At 53.7% G+C, this 20,053-nt stretch carries 17 protein-coding genes; 2 read left to right on the plus strand and 15 right to left on the minus strand.

What is annotated here, in order from left to right; all coding sequences use genetic code 11:
- Nucleotides 1-94: 94 nt before the first annotated feature.
- The 11 genes from dxs to P9L94_05500 all read right to left on the minus strand — a co-directional run bounded on the left by dxs (nucleotide 95) and on the right by P9L94_05500 (nucleotide 12,614).
- Nucleotides 95-1,996: a 1-deoxy-D-xylulose-5-phosphate synthase gene (gene dxs, locus P9L94_05450; protein ID MDP8243508.1), complete on the minus strand. Its 1,902-nt coding sequence runs from the start codon at nucleotides 1,994-1,996 to the stop codon at nucleotides 95-97.
- A gap of 80 nt (nucleotides 1,997-2,076) precedes the next feature.
- Complete coding sequence (locus P9L94_05455; protein MDP8243509.1) at nucleotides 2,077-3,042, minus strand: polyprenyl synthetase family protein; 966 nt, start codon at nucleotides 3,040-3,042, stop codon at nucleotides 2,077-2,079.
- A gap of 35 nt (nucleotides 3,043-3,077) precedes the next feature.
- Nucleotides 3,078-3,323, minus strand: a complete 246-nt coding sequence (gene xseB, locus P9L94_05460) for an exodeoxyribonuclease VII small subunit (GenBank protein MDP8243510.1) — start codon at nucleotides 3,321-3,323, stop codon at nucleotides 3,078-3,080.
- On the minus strand, nucleotides 3,307-4,602 hold the full coding sequence (gene xseA / locus P9L94_05465; GenBank protein MDP8243511.1) for an exodeoxyribonuclease VII large subunit: 1,296 nt from the start codon (nucleotides 4,600-4,602) through the stop codon (nucleotides 3,307-3,309). The genes xseB and xseA overlap by 17 nt, the downstream gene beginning before the upstream one ends.
- Nucleotides 4,602-5,429: a TIGR00282 family metallophosphoesterase gene (locus tag P9L94_05470; protein MDP8243512.1), complete on the minus strand. Its 828-nt coding sequence runs from the start codon at nucleotides 5,427-5,429 to the stop codon at nucleotides 4,602-4,604. Before P9L94_05470 ends, xseA begins: the two co-directional genes overlap by 1 nt.
- Nucleotides 5,430-5,459: 30 nt before the next feature.
- Nucleotides 5,460-7,010 (minus strand): ribonuclease Y, encoded by a 1,551-nt coding sequence (gene rny / locus P9L94_05475; protein ID MDP8243513.1) that lies wholly within the window; start codon nucleotides 7,008-7,010, stop codon nucleotides 5,460-5,462.
- 30 nt (nucleotides 7,011-7,040) lie between these two features.
- Complete coding sequence (locus tag P9L94_05480; protein ID MDP8243514.1) at nucleotides 7,041-8,633, minus strand: NAD(P)H-hydrate dehydratase; 1,593 nt, start codon at nucleotides 8,631-8,633, stop codon at nucleotides 7,041-7,043.
- Nucleotides 8,634-8,703: 70 nt separating this feature from the next.
- Nucleotides 8,704-9,039, minus strand: coding sequence for a hypothetical protein (locus P9L94_05485; GenBank protein MDP8243515.1), 336 nt, complete (start codon nucleotides 9,037-9,039; stop codon nucleotides 8,704-8,706).
- Between the two features lie 209 nt (nucleotides 9,040-9,248).
- Entirely contained in the window at nucleotides 9,249-9,839 is a 591-nt protein-coding gene (gene yqeK / locus P9L94_05490) for a bis(5'-nucleosyl)-tetraphosphatase (symmetrical) YqeK (GenBank protein ID MDP8243516.1), read from the minus strand.
- A gap of 11 nt (nucleotides 9,840-9,850) precedes the next feature.
- Entirely contained in the window at nucleotides 9,851-11,959 is a 2,109-nt protein-coding gene (locus P9L94_05495) for a tetratricopeptide repeat protein (GenBank protein MDP8243517.1), read from the minus strand.
- A gap of 295 nt (nucleotides 11,960-12,254) precedes the next feature.
- Complete coding sequence (locus P9L94_05500; GenBank protein MDP8243518.1) at nucleotides 12,255-12,614, minus strand: histidine triad nucleotide-binding protein; 360 nt, start codon at nucleotides 12,612-12,614, stop codon at nucleotides 12,255-12,257.
- A gap of 244 nt (nucleotides 12,615-12,858) precedes the next feature.
- On the opposite strand from P9L94_05500, the gene P9L94_05505 reads away from it, so the two are divergent.
- Complete coding sequence (locus tag P9L94_05505) at nucleotides 12,859-13,701, plus strand: prepilin peptidase (GenBank protein MDP8243519.1); 843 nt, start codon at nucleotides 12,859-12,861, stop codon at nucleotides 13,699-13,701.
- A 344-nt stretch (nucleotides 13,702-14,045) separates the two neighbouring features.
- On the opposite strand, the gene P9L94_05510 is transcribed toward P9L94_05505, so the two are convergent.
- Complete coding sequence (locus P9L94_05510; GenBank protein MDP8243520.1) at nucleotides 14,046-14,882, minus strand: glycoside hydrolase family 16 protein; 837 nt, start codon at nucleotides 14,880-14,882, stop codon at nucleotides 14,046-14,048.
- Between the two features lie 213 nt (nucleotides 14,883-15,095).
- Nucleotides 15,096-16,172: a Xaa-Pro peptidase family protein gene (locus tag P9L94_05515; GenBank protein MDP8243521.1), complete on the minus strand. Its 1,077-nt coding sequence runs from the start codon at nucleotides 16,170-16,172 to the stop codon at nucleotides 15,096-15,098.
- A gap of 240 nt (nucleotides 16,173-16,412) precedes the next feature.
- Here P9L94_05515 and P9L94_05520 point away from each other — a divergent pair, with 240 nt between their 5' ends.
- Complete coding sequence (locus tag P9L94_05520) at nucleotides 16,413-17,765, plus strand: aminotransferase class I/II-fold pyridoxal phosphate-dependent enzyme (protein ID MDP8243522.1); 1,353 nt, start codon at nucleotides 16,413-16,415, stop codon at nucleotides 17,763-17,765.
- An 82-nt stretch (nucleotides 17,766-17,847) separates the two neighbouring features.
- Here P9L94_05520 and P9L94_05525 read toward each other — a convergent pair whose 3' ends face one another.
- Nucleotides 17,848-18,480: a prepilin-type N-terminal cleavage/methylation domain-containing protein gene (locus P9L94_05525; GenBank protein ID MDP8243523.1), complete on the minus strand. Its 633-nt coding sequence runs from the start codon at nucleotides 18,478-18,480 to the stop codon at nucleotides 17,848-17,850.
- Nucleotides 18,481-18,641: 161 nt separating this feature from the next.
- The gene (glnA, locus tag P9L94_05530) at nucleotides 18,642-20,051 is read right to left on the minus strand and encodes a type I glutamate--ammonia ligase (protein MDP8243524.1); all 1,410 of its coding nucleotides are present in this window, start codon (nucleotides 20,049-20,051) and stop codon (nucleotides 18,642-18,644) included.
- Between the last annotated feature and the right edge of the window lie 2 nt (nucleotides 20,052-20,053).

Below are 20,053 nucleotides of genomic sequence, written 5' to 3' on the forward strand. Positions count from 1 at the left end.
GTACATACAAGTATAACAGATGCATGAAAAAGCAGAAGGAATTGCTTGCACTCCAACTTACAAGCAAATGCTCATATTTGAAACGAGACGCTCATTAAGCAATGAGCGCCGAAGCTTTTGACTGCACAAACGCTTCAATTCGCTTGGCGGCCAAGTCGGGAGAGATTCCATGGTCGGCGAATACCACTTTGCGGGGGCCATGTTCAACGACCTCATCGCGAATCGCCAACCGCAGCAATGGAATGTTTTCTAATCCATTGTCGTGCAGCGCTTCTGAAACCGCCGCGCCAAACCCGCCCGCGATGGTGTGGTCTTCATAACTCACGAAATGATGATGGTCTTTCGCCATTTCTTTCAACATTTCAACATCAATGGGTTTGGCGAACCGCATATTCACGATGGTCGGGTTAATGCCGCTTTTTTGAAGATGCTCAGCGACATGGTCAGCCATGTTGACCATGAAGCCATAGGCAAGAATCGCAACCTCTGAGCCTTCATGGACCACTTCGCCTTTACCAATCGGCAAGGGCTCTTCTTCGGTTGACCATTCAACGCCCTGACCGTTTTCACGCGGATAACGCACGGCAAAAGGCCCGTTATGATTGAGGCCCGTCCAGAGCAGCTGTGAAAGTTCTTTTTCATTCGACGCCGCCGACACCACCATATTGGGAAACGTGCGCAAATACGCAATGTCATACAAGCCCTGGTGAGTCGCGCCGTCGTCGCCCACCACGCCGCCGCGGTCTAAGGCAAAGATCACGGGCAGGTTCTGGATGCACACATCATGGTAAATCTGATCGTAAGCGCGTTGTAAGAAGGTGGAATAAATCGCCGCGACCGGGCGAATGCCCTCACAGGCCATGCCCGCCGCTAAGAGAATCGCATGTTGTTCAGCGATGCCAACGTCGAAGAATTTGTCGGGCGCATGTTCTTGCAGCGCCGAGAGCCCGGTGCCGCCTGGCATGGCTGCGGTGATGCCGACCACGCGCGGGTCCTTGTCAACCATTTTGCAAATCACGTCGCTAAACACCTTGGTATAGGCGGGAGGCGAGGGCTTTTCGGTCGTCGATTTTTTCGCCGACGGCTTGCCGGTATCAATGTCAAACGGCTTGGCGCCGTGCCACATCGCCGGGTCGCTAGCGGCGTATTTATAGCCGTGGCCTTTTTCGGTGATGATGTGCAGCAACTTCGGCCCAGGCAATTTTTTGATGCCCTTGAAGGTTTCTTCTAATAAGTGAACGTCATGCCCGTTGATTGGCCCGAAGTAACGGAAACCGAGTTCCTCAAAAAACACGCCGGGAACAATCAACGACTTGATGCTCTCCTGCACCTTTTTGATGCGGGTGCGGATGGCGTCGCCCAGGCTTTTTTCGATGACCTTATCAATATCGCCCTGAATTTTGTTGTAGTAATAGCTGCTGATGATGCGGTTGAGATAATGTGAGATGCCGCCCACGTTGGGGGCAATCGACATGTCGTTATCGTTGAGAATGACGAGAATATCCGAGTCGAGGTGTCCGGCGTGATCGAGGCCTTCATACGCCACGCCGCCAGTCAGGCCGCCGTCGCCGATGATGGCGACCACTTTATTGTCGCCGCCCTTTAAATCGCGCGCCGTCGCCATGCCCAATGCGGCTGAGATCGACGTACTGGCGTGGCCCACGCCAAAGGCGTCGTGGGGGTTCTCGTAGCGGCGGGGGAACCCGCTCAGCCCTTCATATTGGCGAATGGTATGAAACTCATCGCGGCGCCCGGTCAACAGTTTGTGCGGATAGGATTGGTGTCCGACGTCCCACACCATTTTATCTTTGGGGCTGTCATAGACCCGGTGCAGCGCGATGGTGAGTTCAACGGCCCCTAAATTGGGCGCAAGGTGTCCGCCTTTTTGACTGACAACATCAATAATCTGTTGGCGGATGTCCTCCGCAAGCAACTCCAATTCGTTGGAGTCTAACGTCTTTAGATCCTCTGGACCGTTGATGCGTTCAAGAACCATTCGTTCTTTACCTAAACCTTTACCTTTATCGTTTTCGCCGAATCTAATAGTATGACTGCATCATCTATCGAGAGAAAGTGCTAGCTCTCGCGCTCGACCAACTCATTGGTGATGTCAATTAACACAGTCGCCCGGTCGCCTTCCGGTTCTAACAGTGAAAGGATGTCGTTTTTGAGCGATTGGACGCGCCCGCGCGACTTTTCGAGACCGATCAAAGCCGGATAGGTCAGTTTACCATGTTTTTCGTCTGCTCCGGCTTCTTTTCCGAGCGCTTCCGTATCACCGACCACATCCAAGATATCGTCAACCACTTGAAAGATCAAACCAAGTTTTTCGCCGACTTCTTTTAATATACGACAATCGCGCTCATTGCCTTTCACCATGTGGGCGCCCATGGTCAATCCGGCGCGAATCAGGGCCGCCGTTTTGTGCATGTGAATATATTCTAGAATTTGTTCATCGCCGGGTTTGTTCTCATATTCCAAATCAACCACCTGGCCCGCGACCATGCCGGGATATCCACAAGCGACCGCCAGCTCACGCGCTACATAGTAACTACGTTCGGCGAAGCATTCGGGAACACTGGCGAGCAATTGAAACGCCAAGGTGTGAAGCGCGTCGGCGGACAGCACCGCCATCGCCTCGCCAAACACCTTGTGCGAGGTCGGGCGCCCGCGCCGCAGGTCGTCGTCATCCATGCAAGGCAAGTCGTCATGGACCAGCGAATAGGTGTGAACCATTTCGATCGCGCAGGCCGAAACCAGCAGCGCTTCTTTCAATTCGCCGTCAACGCCGTCCCAGTAATTTCCAGCGTAGAGGTTCTCGCCGGAGACGCCCCGGCAAAAATCCGCTCCGATTAAAACCAGTAGCGGACGGATGCGTTTGCCGCCCGCTTCGAGCGGATAGCGCATGGCCTCGTTGAGTTTTGCAGCCACGCCGTCCGGCTTAGGCAACAGTTTCCACAATATGTCTTCGATCTCAATGCGACGTTGTTTGAGATAGGTTTTACACTGCGATTGGTCTTGTTTGGCGGCGCTCACGGCCATTTACTTCCTTTCCTTGTTGCTAACCGGGGCGACGATCATTCCTGATCGTCAAACGGCTCTTCGCTCCAGGTCTCACCTTGTTGTTCTTCTGTCAATTTATTTACGCGGGTCTCGACTTGATTCAGCCGTTCCGAGCATTTTTGAATGAGTTCCATGCCTTCGATAAACGATTTTTCCATGGCTTCGAGCGACAGGCCGCCCTCGTCGAATTCTTCGATGATGGTTTCGAGCCGCGCCATGCCTTTTTCGTAATCGAAAGGCTTGTCAGTTTTTTTCGTCATTGATCTCGACCTCTTTGACCTCGGCGCCAAGCGCGCCGTTCGCCATCTGCACCCGAATGCGTTCGCCGGGCTGTACTTCATTGGCGCGTAACACCGGGGTTCCATCTTGGCGGCGGCAGATACTATAGCCGCGTTCCATCATTTTATGCGGGTCATAGCTGCGCAAAAAGCCGGACAGCGTTTCGAGCGACTGGCGCTTTAATGCAAAACCATGGCGAAACACGCGTTGTAACGATGCGCGGCGGTCTTGCAGCGCCGCGCGTTTTTGTTGGATGGTCGATGTCATCCATTGTTGAAAGCGCTCTGCGCGGTCATCAAGACGCTGGCGCTCTTGAAACACCATCGCGCGGGGATGTCGTGTTTTCACTGCGTCACGCATGGCCTTGAGCCGTCCGCGTTCGCTTTGCAGCGCATTGGAAGCGTTTCGCAACAAGCGTTCGCGCGCGAGTTGCAGGCGCCCGCGATGGACGTCATAGATATCACATAAAACCTGCGCCGCCGCCGTTGGGGTCGCCGCGCGATAGTCCGCAGTGAAATCGGCGATACTGAAATCAATTTCATGCCCGACGCCGCTTATGATTGGAACCTTGGAAGCGGATATCGCTTTTGCGACGATTTCTTCATTGAAGGACCACAAATCTTCTAGACTGCCGCCGCCGCGTATCAGCGCAATCATATCGAAGCGCCCGCTTTGGTTGACCGCCTTAATCATGGCGGCGATTTCTTGCGCGGCTTCGGTCCCCTGTACGCGCACCGGACACACCGTCGCTTCAATCGGACATCGCGACAGCCGCAGGGTTCGGATAAAGTCTCGCACCGCCGCGCCCGTGGGCGAAGTAATCACCGCAACGCGTTTTGGCCAGTCGGGCAGCGACTGCTTGCGATCCGGGTCAAACAGCCCTTCATCGGCGAGGCGGCGTTTGAGCGCTTCAAAGGCTTGCTGCAAGGCGCCCACGCCCGCCAGGCGGATCGAATTGACCACCAGCTGATATTGTCCGCGCGGCGGATAAAGCGTAATCGACCCGCCCGTCACCACTTCGCGTCCATCATGAAGATCAAGCCCGCTCCAGCGCGAGGCGGTGCTGCGCCAGGCGACGCAAGAGAGCACCGCGTTTTTGTCTTTCAGATTAAAATACACATGCCCGGACGGCGCTTTTTTGAAGTTGGAAATCTCGCCCTGCACCTGCACCCACTCGTAGCGTTCTTCCAGCGACTGACGAATTTCGTCCGTCAATTCAGACACTGACAACGGCGGGCGCATGGGCGCTTCCTGGTTCATCAGGCGTGCTCCGTGTCGGGCAGTGCGCCGTTGGTTTGAATGCGCTCGATCTTAATGGCGCACCCGGTTTCTTTATTCACTTTGACCAGAACGCCCATGATTTTCACATTATCTTTGGCGATACGAAACGGTTGGCGGATACCGGACACAAAACTGGTCACCGCCGTGTCGATGTCCATACCAATAACCGAATCATGCGAACCGGTCATGCCCGCATCGGTGATGAAAGCGGTGCCGTTGGGCAGAATGCGTTCATCGGCGGTTTGTACGTGGGTATGCGTGCCGACGATGGCGCTATAGCGTCCGTCCATGCGCCACGCCATCGCGATTTTCTCGGAGGTCGATTCGCCGTGCAGATCCATAAAAAATACTTTGTGCGAACCATATTGATCGTACACTTCATCGGCGGCGTGAAACGGACAATTGATGGGGTTCATAAACAAGCGGCACAAAAACTGCGCAATCACTACCGGCGTTCCGTCGGAAGCTTTCACCACCGTCGCGCCGCGCCCGGGCGTTCCCTCCGGGTAATTGGCGGGCCGCACGATGCGCTTGTCATGGTCGATGAACGAAAAGATCGAGCGGTTGTCCCACGAGTGGTTGCCCAGGGTGATCGCGTCCACGCCGCTATCGTAAAATTGCTGCGCGACGTCGTAGGTCAGCCCTTTGCCTCCAGCGGAATTTTCTCCGTTGGCGATACACAAATGGACGCCGTGCTGCGACCGTAATTGAGGCAATCGGCGGGCCAGGACTTCGCGCCCCGGCCGGCCAAATACGTCTCCAATAAACAGAATATTCAGGGCATTCCCGTTATCATCTGCACTCACGCGCATCTCCTAATCAATCGAGCGGCCATCCTAACGTGCATAGGCCACCGAGCGCGTTTCACGAATCACCGTCACTTTAATGTGGCCCGGATAATCCATTTCATCTTCGATTTTCTTAGAAATGTCATACGCCATTTTGACCGAACCCTGGTCGTCAATTTCATCCGGCAGCGCAACAACGCGCACTTCGCGTCCGGCTTGAATCGCGAAGCATTTTTCCACGCCGGTGAATGAGGTAACGATGCTTTCGAGTTTTTCTAAGCGCTTGACGTAATGGTCGATGGTTTCGCGGCGGGCGCCGGGGCGCGCGGCGGAAATCGAGTCAGCAACCAGGACGAGGATCGCTTCAGCGGTTTCAAACTCCACGTCTTCGTGGTGGGCCGCGACCGCGTTCACGACTTCAGGCCGTTCGCCGAATTTGCGGCAGATGTCCGCGCCAATCGAGGCGTGAGTGCCGTCGCGTTCAAAGTCGACCGCCTTGCCCAAATCGTGCAGCAACGCGCCGCGCTTGGCGATTTCGGTATTGAGGCCGAGTTCCTCTGCCAGCGCCGTCGCCATAAAGGCGCATTCGCGGGCGTGATAGAGTTGGTTTTGTCCGTATGAATAGCGGTATTTCAGGCGTCCTAGCACTTTCACGATTTCTGGGTTCATATCGAGAATGCCTAAGTCAAAGAGAACGCGCTCTGCGGCTTCGCGCATGTCTTCTTCCATATCTTTCATGACTTTTTCGTAGACTTCTTCGATGCGGCCCGGGTGGATGCGTCCGTCGGCGATGAGTTTTTCCAGCGTCTGGCGGGCGGCTTCGCGGCGGATGGGGTCAAAAGCCGACATGACCACGGTGTCGGGCGTATCGTCGATAATCAGGTTCACGCCGGTGATGGTTTCAAAGGCGCGGATATTGCGTCCTTCACGGCCAATGATGCGGCCTTTGATTTCGTCTGACGGCAGCGCGACGGTTGATACGGTGGTTTCGTTGACCACTTCGGTGCAGCCGCGCTGCATGGTTTCGACAACAATCCGGGCCGCCTCGCGCGACGCATTGGCTTTGGCGTCATCAAGAATCTCTTTGATGATGCGCGCCGCGTCGCGGCGAACGTCCGACTCCAGTGATTTCAACAGCAAGTCTTTGGCTTGTTCTGAGGTCAATCCTGAAATGCGCTCCAAGTGGGTGCGTTCTTCATGGATGAGTTGATCGAGTTCAGTTTCTTTCTTTTCGAGGTCTTTATCTTTCTTTTCTAAACGAACGGAGAGTTCCTGTGTTTCTTTTTCGCGTTTTTCAATTTGACCGCTGCGTTCTTCGACTTGCGTTTCACGACGGTCAAGTTTTTTCTCAATCTCGTTGAGTTCTTTCGTGCGTTTGCGTTCTTCTTCTTCCATGCGGGTCTTGTCGCGAAGCATCTGCTCTTTGGCTTCAAACGCAGCTTCCTGACGGATCGTCGCCGCTTCTTTTTGCGCTTCTTCCCGGATACGGGCCCCCAATTGTTCCAGACTGCCAATTTCTTTGGCGATCATCGATTTATTCAGAACGAAGCCGATAATCAAACCGACTAGCAGCCCCACTACAGCAAGAATATATTCCATGGTATTGATACATCCTTTCTATCTATGTCATCACGCGCAAATCATTGCGCGTTGTTTACAAGAATTGCGCACCGCCGCTAACGCAGCAGGGAGCGCATTGGAAATTTCGCCCGCCGCCAATGACTCCGCGCCGGATTCTTCAACGATAATGTCCGCTGCCAACCCATGCAGGTAAGCGCCGCAGGCCGCAGCATTTTGAGGCGCCAGTCCATTCGCTAACAAAGCGCCGATCATGCCCGCGAGAGTGTCGCCCATGCCGCCCGACGCCATCGCGGGATTGCCGGTGGGATTCACCAAATGCGGCTCGCCCGCCTTTGCGACAAGCGTCTTGGGGCCTTTGAGCGCGACCACCCCATTGCCGACAGCGAGTTTCTGTGCAGCGCCCCAACGGTCGGTTTGTACATCCGCAGTGGAACACTCCAACAGCCGCGCCGCTTCGCCGGGATGCGGCGTAATCACCCAGGGCGCAGCCCGCGCCTGGAGATCACTCAACGAAAGAGCGAACAGCCCGTCGCCGTCGATCAACAACGGTTGCTTGATTTCTCGACACGCCCGTTTCACCAACGCTTGCGTACTTTCGTCGCGTCCCAATCCAGGGCCAATCACCACCGCATCAAAGCGGGCAAAGTCAATTTGATCGAACGCCGTCTGCGAAAACGCGCCGCTGGCGGTTTCATCCACTGGCAAAGTCATCATTTCCCAAACGCCGTTTGCATACAGCGGCAGCAAAGACGCCGGACACGCAGCCGTCACCAGCCCCGCGCCCATTTTGACCGCCGCCCTGGCGCACAACAGCGCCGCGCCAGTCATGCCGCGCGAACCCGCGATGGTCAACACATGGCCTTTAGAGCCTTTATGAGACGAACGCCCCGGTTGCAGCAGCCAATCATCAATTTGGCGAGGTTGCAGCAACTCCGCGCAAGATTCAGCGGCTTGCATCAAATCAAGCGGAAAACCGATATCGAGAACTTCGAGCGATTGATAATAATTCAGCCCCGGCGGCAAGACATGCCCCACCTTGGGCAAGCCCATGGTGTAGACCGCGTCAGCGTATACGGCGTCGCCTGCGACCGCGCCGCTGTCGGCGTCCACACCGGAACACACATCAACGGCGGCGACCCAACAGTGCTTCGCCCGCGCATTCATCGCCTGCACCGCCTTGGCGAACAAGCCGCGCGGCGCGCCAGACGCCCCCGTACCAAGCAGGGCGTCCACCCAGACTTGAGCGCGACAGGCCGTCTCAAGAAATGCGTCTAAATCGGCCTCAGTTTCACACTCATAAACGCAAACACCGCATTCGAGGGCGCGTTGATATTCTTTTTGGGCGTCGCCCTTGAGAGCGGCGCCGCTTGCCAATAGCGCAACTTGAGGCGAATAGCCTTCTTTATGTAAAATTCGGGAAATGACGAACCCATCGCCGCCGTTGTTGCCGCGTCCGCACAAAATGGCAGAGTCGAATAATTGGCTGGTAGGAACAGACGCAAGAATGCGGCGGGCGACGCTTTCCCCCGCGCGGTTCATTAATTGTTGACCGGGCACACCGCGATCTTCGATTGAGATACGATCAATCTCAGCCATCGCGCGGCCAGTCACAATGCGTAACGGATACGGGGCAAATACCATTATCAGCTCATGGGCAAGAGCGATGTCCCACGGCTGAGAAAGAGAGCGTTACCTTAAACAAACAGGCTTCTTATGTCGCGTTGTCGTCTTCAACGTCACGATAAAAGAAATCGTGAAGAAAGACCAAAAGCGCGACCACTAAAAAACCCTTCCATAAGGTATCGAAAAAGAAATCGACGGCGATTTTCTCAAATTTTAAGTCATCGAGTCCGCTGTTGCCTAAAAACTTCATCGTCACGAATTTTTGCAAATATGCGAATGCAACAAAAAAGATTGAGACGACGATGTAGTCATAAAAATAAAAACGCCGATGCACCACGCCCTTTTTCTCAACTTCTTGAGGACGCGCTACAGACGCTGGCGGCGGTGTTTCCGTCGTTTTTCGGCTTTTCTTTCCACGTGCCATTTTACAAAGCCCTTGTGTTTGTGTGTATTGTAAGTCCAGATAAATCTATTTGGGAAGGGCGGGAAGCCCTGATTCAATCGAACGAATACGTTTCACGCCTGCTCCCTAAAAACGTCTTACAAACCAAAAAGTCTCGGTCTCGTCATTTTTTACGTCAATTTTTGATACAAACATAGAAATTCGGTGAATCAACTTTAAATTTAATATTTTTATAATTTTTGTAATGAATCTAGATATGTCTTGACTTCATAGGCGATTGGGTGAACCAGGCGCCCCTTGTCTTGAACCGACTTAATTTTTGAATCAGACACCAATCGTAAGCCAGCCAGCGGGTCTTTTCGAGTGGTTTCTAAATAGTCTTCGCGAAAATCAAAATACGAGCGCCCCGGTTCCAGATAATCCGACAGATACACGATCCAACCCAGCGGGGTCAAATTGGGGTGTCCGGTTGGATGATAGGCCACTGCCATCAAGACGCCATAGTCGCCAATATTAAATGTATTTTTCATCATCAGGGCGCCATGCGGCGCATGGGCTAAAGTCGGCAAGCGCATCAATTCCTTGCCGTAGACCACCCGTCCGTTGGTGGGCAGGGCCGCCCGCTGTTCTTTGTTGAGTTCTTTGGCGCAATCGTGAAAGAGCGCCGCCCAGGCCAAATGCGTACGGTCAATCTTAAATTGGCCCCATGCGTCCGCCAGGTCAAACGCGGTTTCCATCACGCCAAGGCAATGCTCATAGCGCTTTTCAGAAATACACGTTTTGAGATGGGCGACGGCGTCAGACGGTAATAAATCAATCACGGTGGCGGTTACTACTCCAAACGGTGAATTTTGTCCAAGAGGGCTTGCTGAAAGTCCGGCGTAAACTCAAATGGATAATCAGGACCTGCGTCGAGCGCCTGTCGCCAGGCCTGCAATGCTTTTTCCGTCATTCCCTTTTTTGCGTACGCATCGCCCAAGTGATCGAGAATGATGGGATGGTCTTCTTCTATTTTGGCGGCGCGTTCGAGTTGGTCAATCGCTTCGTCATACTTTTCTAAACGAAAATAGGCCCAACCCAGACTATCGATATAATTTCCGTTATTGGGCTGAATATGCAGCGCCTTTTCGATCAGCCCCAGCCCTTCTTCGACTTTCAGGCTGCGGTCGGCGAAGGTGTAGCCTAAATAGTTATACGCCTCGGGGTCGCCAGGAAAGCGCTCGATGAGTTCGCGCATGACGGTTTCTACATCTCCCAGGCGGTCTTGTTTATCATAAACATACGCGAGTTGAAAGCTCGCCTGACGATGTTGAGATGACGAAATATCCAACAACGGCAAGGCTTTTAAGTACGCTTGCCCCGCCTCCGACCACTCCTCGCGGTCAGAATGCGCCAGCCCCAGCCCCCGCCAGACCGACGGTTGATTGGGGAACGCCAAGGTCGCGCTCATCATGGCGCTGAGCAAGTCCGACGACAGATTTAAGCGCAGCAAGGCATGACGCAAATAAGAGCGATATTGAAATTGTTCCAACAAAAGCAGCACCCGGGTTTCATTCTCTGCAATCGTCGCCTGACGCAGTTGCTTAATTAACGATGATAGATAGCCGCGCAATTCGTTGTCGTAACCCAAATAATTGGCAACCGCCGCTTGTGAGAACACCAGACGGACGGGTTCGGGATTTGACGCGGCGGCTTGGTTGAGAATTTCATACAGGCGGGGGAGCAACCCATGCGTCTCGAGCGTCTTAAATGAATTGCGATGAATCAGGTCTAGTAAAAATGAATTGACATTGCGCTCGTTGGCTTGCGCCAGTGCGCGTTCAAATCCACTCAAAAAGCGCTGATAGGCCTCTTCGTTGCGGTCGGCGGTTTGCAAAATTTCGAGTTGAAGCCGATTGAGGCGATAGTCGGCGGGTTTTTGTTTGACGGCCGCTTCGGTCTGCTCGACGGCGGCGTCGGTATCGCCCATTTTGACGGCAATCAGCGCCAGATTGCGCGACGCATCCAGGTCGTCTGCGTCTAACTCTTTAATTCTCTTGTATTGAAACGACGCTTCGCGCCATGATTCACGCTGAAAATAGAGCAACCCCAGCAAGCGGCGGATGCGCAGTTCTTCATTGGCGCCGTCAACCAGATTCAACGCATTCAAAAACGCTTCAATGGCGGCGTCTGCGTTGCCGATCAGGCTGTTGAGTTCGCCAATCTTCACATGCGCGTCATAGTAGTCAGGCAAGAGTTCCGCAATGCGGTTATATTCGGTCAGCGCGTCCGGGAAGCGCCGAACCCGCGAATACAACAACGCGGCGCGGTAGCGATATTCCAGCTCGCGGGCGGGATCGAACTCAATCAGTTGGTGGTATAGTTTCGCCGAGTCATCAAAACGGCGGGCGCGTTCATACACGTTCGACAGTTCAAATAGCGCTTCGAGATCGCGGGGTGAATCCTGCAAAATGATCTGGTAATGTTCAATCGAACGCGCCCAATCTTTTTTTTCGGCGTAACTCAACGCCAAAACGCGATGTAAGTCGAGATCGTCCGGCGATTCGAGCAGCCGGGCTTCCGCCACATGGATGGCCTCATCGACTTTACCGCTTTTCAGCAGGGCTTCGCCCGCGCGGGCGCCGAGGTAGTCTGATTTGGGTTGAAGTTCGCGGGCCTTGCTATAGGCTTCGCCAGCCTCCGCAAATTTATTTTTTTCTTCCAGCATTGCGGCTTCAAGCAGGGCCTCGTACAGTTTGCGGCGGTCATCGTAAGTAATCTGCGGCGCAGGAGTCACGGTCGGCTGCGGCGTAGGCGTCGCAGTCAATGTAGGCGCGGTGATTGGCGTCGTAGTTGGGTTTTCAATCTGTTGATTGGCGACTTCACGCTGAGATTCTTCAGGCGCGATACAGCCCGTGATGAAAACGCATGCCAACGCTAGCCAAACAAATGAACGCATCATTAGATTCCTTCAAACCAAAAGCGACGTATCACTGTATTAAACGAACGCGCGTTTAAATTGTCTTGCTGGCGCCACCCAAATTAATTACCATTTTTTAACAATTTGACCGTTTGTTGCGAAACGCATGGGTACAACTCTGCTCGCTTCAGTGCGGGCTTTCAGGCCCTGATGCACAGGCGCTCCCAGAATTGCACCCATGCCAACGTTGGTTTATCTAAATGTGATATGCTTAATTCTCTATTCAAAAACGATTGATAACGAGATGGCTTCTCGACAGATTGTATTCTCAACAATCTCAGCCGGGCGGCCAGCGCATAAAGCGCCCCGCCAACAAGTGGCAATGAAGATGGTAGACCGTTTGTCCGCCATTATCGCCGGAATTGATCACCAGCCGATAGCCTTCGTCATAAACGCCGCGTTTTTTGGCGATGGCAGCCGCCGCCTGATTGATCGCCTGCAGCAGATCGCCCTCATCGTCAGGGATATCCCCCACACGCGGAATATGTTTGCGGGGAATAATAAGAACGTGAAGCGGCGCCTGCGCGTTGATATCGTGAAAAGCGACGACGCGCTCGTCTTCATATTCGAACTCGGTTGGAATGTCCCCGGCCGCAATTTTACAAAAAATGCACTCCGGGTCATGGTCTTTCGTCATGAGTGAAATGACCTCCGGTTTTCCAAAAGGTTGATCGTAGGTAAATTCCGCCATACGAAGCCTGTACGCTTAAGAGATGGTACGACCAATCATCTTGGCGACCTTCAATGAATCCGTCTAGTCCAAACGGTTCAGGTTAAAATTTATAACTGCATTGTTGGGGCGGGCAAATCCACGCATCTTTGTTGAAGCAGGTTCCCATTCTACAGTACAGCAATATTCGAGCGAGATGGGCTTCTGATTGATGGACGGTTTTTTTCAAAATATTCCATTGGAATTTTTCGTGTTTTGCGCGGGCGTGTTTGGCGTAGCGGCGGGCAGTTTTTATCACGTCTGCGTGGTGCGCATTCCCGAAGATCAATCCATCGTCTCGCCCGGCTCGCACTGCCCGCAATGCGACACCCCGATTCATTGGTACAACAACGTCCCGGTGTTTTCTTACCTGCTGCTCGGCGGCGTATGTCCCAACTGCAAGCTGCGCATCCCGCCGCGTTATATCATTTTTGAATTGCTGTCGGCGCTGGTGTTCATGGGCGTGGTGTGGCGCTTCGGGGGGACCGCCGCGTCGCTCCCGACGGTATTTCTCTATTTATTTCTCGTCTCTGACCTTCTGATTATCTCCGGCATTGATTGGGACCATCAATACATCCCCGACGAGCTGTCGATCCCGATGAGTTTTATCGCGCTGGCGATAGGGGCCCTCGCGCAATGGACGGGCTGGTTCCCGATGGCGCTGGTGCAGACATTCCCTGACGCGCTGTTGGGGCTGGTGGTTGGCGGCGGCCTGATCTGGTCGATCCGCGCGATCGGCACCCTCATCTTTCAACAGGAAGCGATGGGCTTCGGCGACGTGAAGTTGATGGCGTTTCTGGGCGGATTTCTCGGCTGGCAAGAAGCGCTGTTGTGCATTTTTCTCGCTGCGTTTTTCGGTTCCATCGTCGGAATCAGCATGAAGCTGGCGGGCAAGTTAGAGAAATACGGCAAGATTCCCTTCGGGCCTTATCTGGCGCTGGGCGCGTATTGCTGTTTGTTGTTTGGACCCGAGATCATCGCGTGGTACACCAAACCGTTCACGATTTCGTTTTGATTTTCCTTCCCCCCCCCCACCGATCCCAATGTCATTGACTTAAGACTTTTAGCCCCCCTTATTAAGGGGGGACGGCGCTGAAAGCGCCAGGGGGGGATATCAAAACAGCACAAACAAAGCAATGCATTCAAGCAATATTTCAAGGGCTGCCGTCGCTACGCGACGCCTTGCCCTTGCCACCCAAAACCGTTCACTATTTCGTTTTAGGATTCACCTCAACGTATAGTGTGTGTCATTGCGAGCAAAGCGAAGCAATCTCGCTTTATTGATGGGTGAGATTGCCGTGTCGGCTTTTAGCCTCCTCGCAATGACACTGATGTATTTTTTATGAATTTGTTCGTACGCTATTCCGTTTTCTGATACACCCTCACATAGTCGACTTCATAGCGCGTGGGAAACGTCGTCTCTGATGGGTCGCCGCCGTTAGTCCCGCCGACGGCGAGATTTAACAATAAGTAATGCGGTTGGTGAAACGGGTTCTTCTTGGCGCTGTCTTGATTGACCGTCTTGGTCAGGTCAATTGTGTTTAGCAACTTGTCGTCGAGATAAATGTCGATACGTTCTTCGTCCCAATCCATGCGCCAGACGTGGAATTTTGACGCCCACTCAGGATCGTTAAATTTCTCCATCGGCGTCTTGCTGTCGTCCCAAATTGCCTGCCAGCGGCGCCCGCTGGCCCAGCAGGCGTTGGCGAGAACCATGCCGCGATAGTATTCCATTATGTCGATCTCGCCGCAGGCCGGCCATTCGCCCGAAACGCCCAGCATCCAGATAGCGGGCCACAGCCCCGGCTCGGTTTCAAAGCGCGCGCGAACCTCAAAGCGCCCATACTGCCAGTCGTGTTTGCCGCGCGTCAGGACGCAGGCCGAAGTGTATTCAGCGTAGGGGCGGTTGCGCCGCCAGTCGCGGCTGTTTTCGTCATAGCGCGGGTTGGATTTACGCTCGCGGCGGCCTTCGATAACCAGCAAGCCGTCTTCGCAGCGGACGTTGTCTTGCTGATACCATTGCAATTCATCGTTGCGTACAAACCCGCGCTCGTAGATCCAGTTCTCGGGATTGGGGGCGCCGTCCTGGTTAAATTCATCCGACCAGACCAGTTGGTAGCCCTCCGGCGCTTCTTGTGCGTGGGTGATTGTCGTGACGAATAATGCAATAAGAATGAGTAATGAAGTTCGGAACATAATGGTTCCCCTTTGAGATGAATGCTTCCGTATCAGCATTGTTTGATCCCCCCCCGGCGCTTCGCGCCACCCCCCTTAATAAAGGGGGCTCAAATTGCGCATCTCCATTTTTTGCAGGGCGGGCTGCTTGCGAGCACGCCCTTATCAAGAATTACGAAAAAAGCCGCCCCTCACCCCAGCCCTCTCCCAGAGGGCGAGGGGGAAAGCCGAAAACTAAATCACCCGCAAATCAATCGGGGTTTGATTGAGCACTTCGCAGCCGCCCTCGCGCACCACCGCCATGTTTTCCAGGCGGATACCGCCGATTTCAGGCGCATACACCCCCGGCTCAATGGTAATGACGTGCCCGGCCTGCAAGACGCCCTCCGCGATGTACGACAGGCGCGGCGACTCGTGAATCTCTAGCCCGACGCCATGCCCCAGCCCGTGGATGAACTGGTCTTTGCGCCCCGCCGCTTCAATCACGCGGCGCGAACTCAAATCGGCCTCTTTGCCGGTCATGCCCGCCTGGATCGCGTCCGCCGCCGCCAGGTGCGATTCGAGCACCGCCGCATACATCGAGCGCACCTCGTCCGAAGGCTCGCCGAAACACACCGTACGGGTTATATCGGAGCAATAGCCGTTAAGCAAACAGCCAAAGTCAGTCAAAACAATGTCGCCTTTTTTGAGTTTACGGTTCGACGGCTTGCCGTGCGGCAGCGAGCTGCGCTCGCCGAATAGAACCAGCGAATCGAACGATTCCTTCTCGGCGCCGCCTTTCCACATTTCGTCTTCGAGAAAATGCGCCAGCTCGCGCTCGGTGATTCCCTCTTTGAGAAAACCGAGCGATTTCAGATGCGCCTCTTCGGCGACCGCTAACGCGCGGCGCAGCGCGTCGATTTCGTCGTCGTCTTTCACCACCCGCAGCGATTCAACGATGCCGTCCTGCCCGATGTATTCTTTGGCGGGCAGTTTTTCCTGCCACTGTTGAAATTTCGAGAAGGTGCAATGCCCCGATTCAAATAAGACCCGCGCGTTCGACAGGTCGCCCAGCGCGTCAGTGGCGGCTTCGTGGTCTTTGCGCGTGCCTTGAATGACGACTTCGCAGCCTTTGACTTCCTGACGAACCTGCTGGTCATAACGCCCGTCGGTGATGAAAACCAGGCGGTCGCGCCCAACAAATAAATAGGCGTGGCTGCCAGAAAAACCACACAAATAGCGGATATTGAATAGATTGGTCACAAAAAACCAATCCGCGCCTGCTTCTTCTACTTTTCGTCGAACCGCCGCCTGCCGGGATGCGTAATCCATAGGTTTATTATCCTTACTGATTTAATAGAGCGTTTGTCATAATGATATCCGTTGCGCGCGCCCGGATCCGCCGCAGCGGACCAATGATAGAAACAGTGATGAAAACTGAATGCGGACACATTTTTAATTATCTTACTATAAGACTTTTTTTTCATTGTCTAAAGCGAATCGCTTGTCTTTGGCTTGACCTTCATTGTCGCAAGAGGAAAATAGCCATATTCATCTTTTAGGAGGAGCGCCATGGAATTTCCCGCATTACGTGCAGTGGGCGCATTGGATTTCTTTTCTGAATACGGCCAGATGATCTACAACCCGACCGGCATTTTTTACTGGACGGGACGCTCAAAAACCGAGGCGAAGATTAACGCGACCATCGGGGCGGCCAAAGGAAAAAAATCGGTTGTCTTTGACGACGGCGACGACGCACGAATCACTTTGTGCATTCCGTCCATTCAAAAGAATTTCCCTGGATTGGGCGTCGAAGAAATTTTCCCCTACGCGCCCGAAGTCGGGTTGCCGGCGTTTCGCGAGGCGTGGAAGTCGTGGATGCTGAAAAAAGCGGGCGACAACGCTGACCGCCTGGGCCGCCAAATGATGGCGCCGATGATTATGCCCGGCATCACCGGCGCACTGTCGGTGTGCCTGCGCATGTTCGTCGACCCCGGCAAACCAATCATCACGCCCGATAAGCGTTGGGAAAACTACGACAACATCTTCGACCGCAACCTCTTTCTAAAAGTCGAAGAGTTCCCGGGGTTCGACGGTCAAGACTTTAACCTGCAAGGGATGCTCGACGCCATCAACCGCGTGTGGCAAAAAGAAGACTGCGCGACCGTGGTGTTAAACTTCCCCAACAACCCGACCGGATATTGTCCGCCCAAGTCGGCGGCGCGCGAAATCGTCAATGCCATCCATGCGCTGGTCGCCAACACCAGCAAAAAATTGGTGCTTCTGCTCGACGACGCGTACGAAGGTTACATCTACGATGAAGATGCCGAACCGTGGTCGTTGTTTTACTTGTTTGAACCGCGCCCCAATTTCCTGCCGGTTAAACTCGACGGCGTCAGCAAAGAACTGTTGTGGTACGGCGCCCGCATCGGCGCGGTTACCCTCGCCCTGCCAGACGAATGGTCAAACGTCGCAGACCGCGCGGATATCGAAAAAGAAATGGAAAACAAGTTTCGCGGCATTGTACGCAACACCGTCTCGAACTGCTCGATGGTGGCGCAGTCGGCGGGCGTGAAAGCGCTGCAAAACGTCGACGCCGTGATGGCCGAACGCCAGAAGACAGTGAACGAACTCAAGCAACGCTATGACGTAATGAAGAGCGAATTGGCAAAGTTGAAAACCGATTTGCTTTCGCCCGACCCTTTCCAGGGCGGGTTTTTCTGTTTCGTAAATCTGGCGCCAAAGTCAGGGTTGAAGGCCGACGACGTATGCGACCACCTGTTGAAAACCTACCAGGTAGGAACCGTGCCGCTGGTGCGCGACGACATTAACGGAATTCGCATCGCCTTCTGCGGCGTCGAAACCTCCGACATACCCGAGTTGGTGCAAAGCCTCGAAAAAGCAGTGTTGGATTTGGCAAAGTAACAGTCGCTCATTCATAGACTTCAAAAAGGCGAGCCTTAGCTCGCCTTTTTTTTATCGTAAGTCGCAACCACTATAAATCATCTTACTTACTGTGGTCGCCGTGGTTGGAGCGCATCAGGTCGCCGTTTGAGATGATTCCATTCGATGACGAATAGGGGACGCGCGACGGCGTCCAAGTGGGGATGTCGAAATTCGGGCCGATCACTTTGCCAATCGCTACCACGCCGACATCGTCATTGCGGTCTGGGCCGAAACTATACAGCACCCACAATATGTTGAGCGGCTTGGCCCATAACGGCCAGTAATTATTCGGCGAAAACGATTTGTAATCGACGTAGGTATAGCCGTAATTCGCCTCATCCGTCGCGCCGCCGTACGCATCAGGCGCCGCTGAGTTGAACGGATCGCTGTCGGGAACACTGCTCATGTACGACACCGGCGAAGTCAACCGCGCCAACGCGCCTTTGTAGCGCCATTCGTTGTTGAGATCATGCCGAAACGGCGGGTAAGCGTTTTGGTCAAGCGCATACATTTCCAGCGCCGTGCCCAGCGCGCGCATCTCGCTTTGCGCCGCCGCCACTTTTGCGCGAATCTGCGCGTTTAAAAAATTGGGGACGGCAATCGCCGCCAGAATGCCAATGATCGCCACAACAATTAACAACTCAATTAAAGTAAATCCATTGTTCGCATGTTTCATTTGTTGATCTTTCATCATTCAAGGAATTTATCATTAGAACTAACAAGATTGGCGCCATAGAGGTGGGGGCGAATCATACATCAATAATTATAGTCTGCCGCGAATAAAATGACGACTTGAATATATGAAAAAGGCCGGGCAGTTGCGCCCGGCCTTTTGTGTTCGTTGTTCTACACGGCTTAGCAGTCGTAGTAGAGGAAGTATTCGTACGGCGTCGGGCGCAACTGGCAAGGTTCAACTTCGTTCTCGCGTTTGTAGGCAATCCAGGTTTCGATGACATCCTGGGTAAACACGTCGCCTTGGAGAAGAAACTCGTGATCTTTTTCTAACGCTTCCAGCGCGGCGTTCAATGAACCGGGAACCTGCGGAACGCCCGCGGCTTCTTCCGGCGACAAGTCGTAGATGTTCTTGTCGATCGGATCGCCTGGATCGATCTTGTTGAGGATGCCGTCCATACCCGCCATGACAATCGCCGAGAAAGCGAAATAGCCGTTGCAGGAAGGATCGGGGCAACGGAACTCGACGCGCTTGGCTTTGGGGCTGGGCGAATACATCGGGATGCGGCACGCCGCGGAGCGGTTGCGCTGTGAATAGGCCAAGTTGACCGGCGCTTCATAACCCGGAACCAAACGCTTGAAGGAGTTGGTGGTCGGGTTGGTAATCGCGATAAGCGCGTTCGCGTGTTTCAAGATACCGCCAATGTACCACAAGCATTCTTGCGAAAGGCCTGCATACTTGTCGCCCGCGAAGAGAGGCTTGTCGCCGTTCCACAAACTCGAGTGGACGTGCATGCCTGATCCGTTGTCGCCGTAAATGGGCTTCGGCATAAAGGTCGCTGTTTTGCCGTGTTTCTTAGCGACATTCTTTACGATATATTTAAAGAGCATCAAATCATCGCCCATTTTCAACAGCGGCGCAAAACGCATGTCGATTTCGCACTGGCCTGCAGTCGCCACTTCGTGGTGAAGCGCTTCGACGTTAATGCCGAGTTCGAGCATGGTTGCAGCCATTTCAGAGCGAATGTCTTGCAGGGTATCAACCGGAGAGCAGGGGAAATAGCCCTCTTTGTGGCGCACCAAGTGGCCCAGGCTGGAATCGCCGTTGGCCGAGTTCCAAATCGCTTCTTGCGAGTCGATTTCAAACATGGCGAAATTGGGTTCCTGACCGTAGCGCACGCTATCGAAAATAAAGAATTCCGCTTCAGGCCCAATAAAAACCTGGTCGGCGATGCCAGTCGATTTGACGTATTCTTCACACTTGAACGCAACATTGCGCGGGTCGCGTGTATAGCGTTCTTTGGTAATCGGGTCCAGAATCGAGCAGGTCAATGATAAAGTCGGATACTGCATGAACGGATCCACAAACGCCGTTGTGGGGTCAGGCAGAATCAACATGTCGCTCTCGTCAATTTTTTTCCAGCCGCGAATCGAAGAACCGTCAAAACCAAAACCGTCTTCAAAGGAATCTTCTTCCAAGTGGCTGCAAGGAATACTGGTATGTTGCCAAGTCCCCGGCAAATCCTGGAACTTGAAATCAACAAATTGGATCCCTTTGTCTTTGATCATCGTGATTACTTCTTTTGGAGTCATAT

Source organism: Candidatus Hinthialibacter antarcticus (genome assembly GCA_030765645.1).
In the GTDB taxonomy this organism is placed as follows: Bacteria; Hinthialibacterota; Hinthialibacteria; order Hinthialibacterales; family Hinthialibacteraceae; genus Hinthialibacter; species Hinthialibacter antarcticus.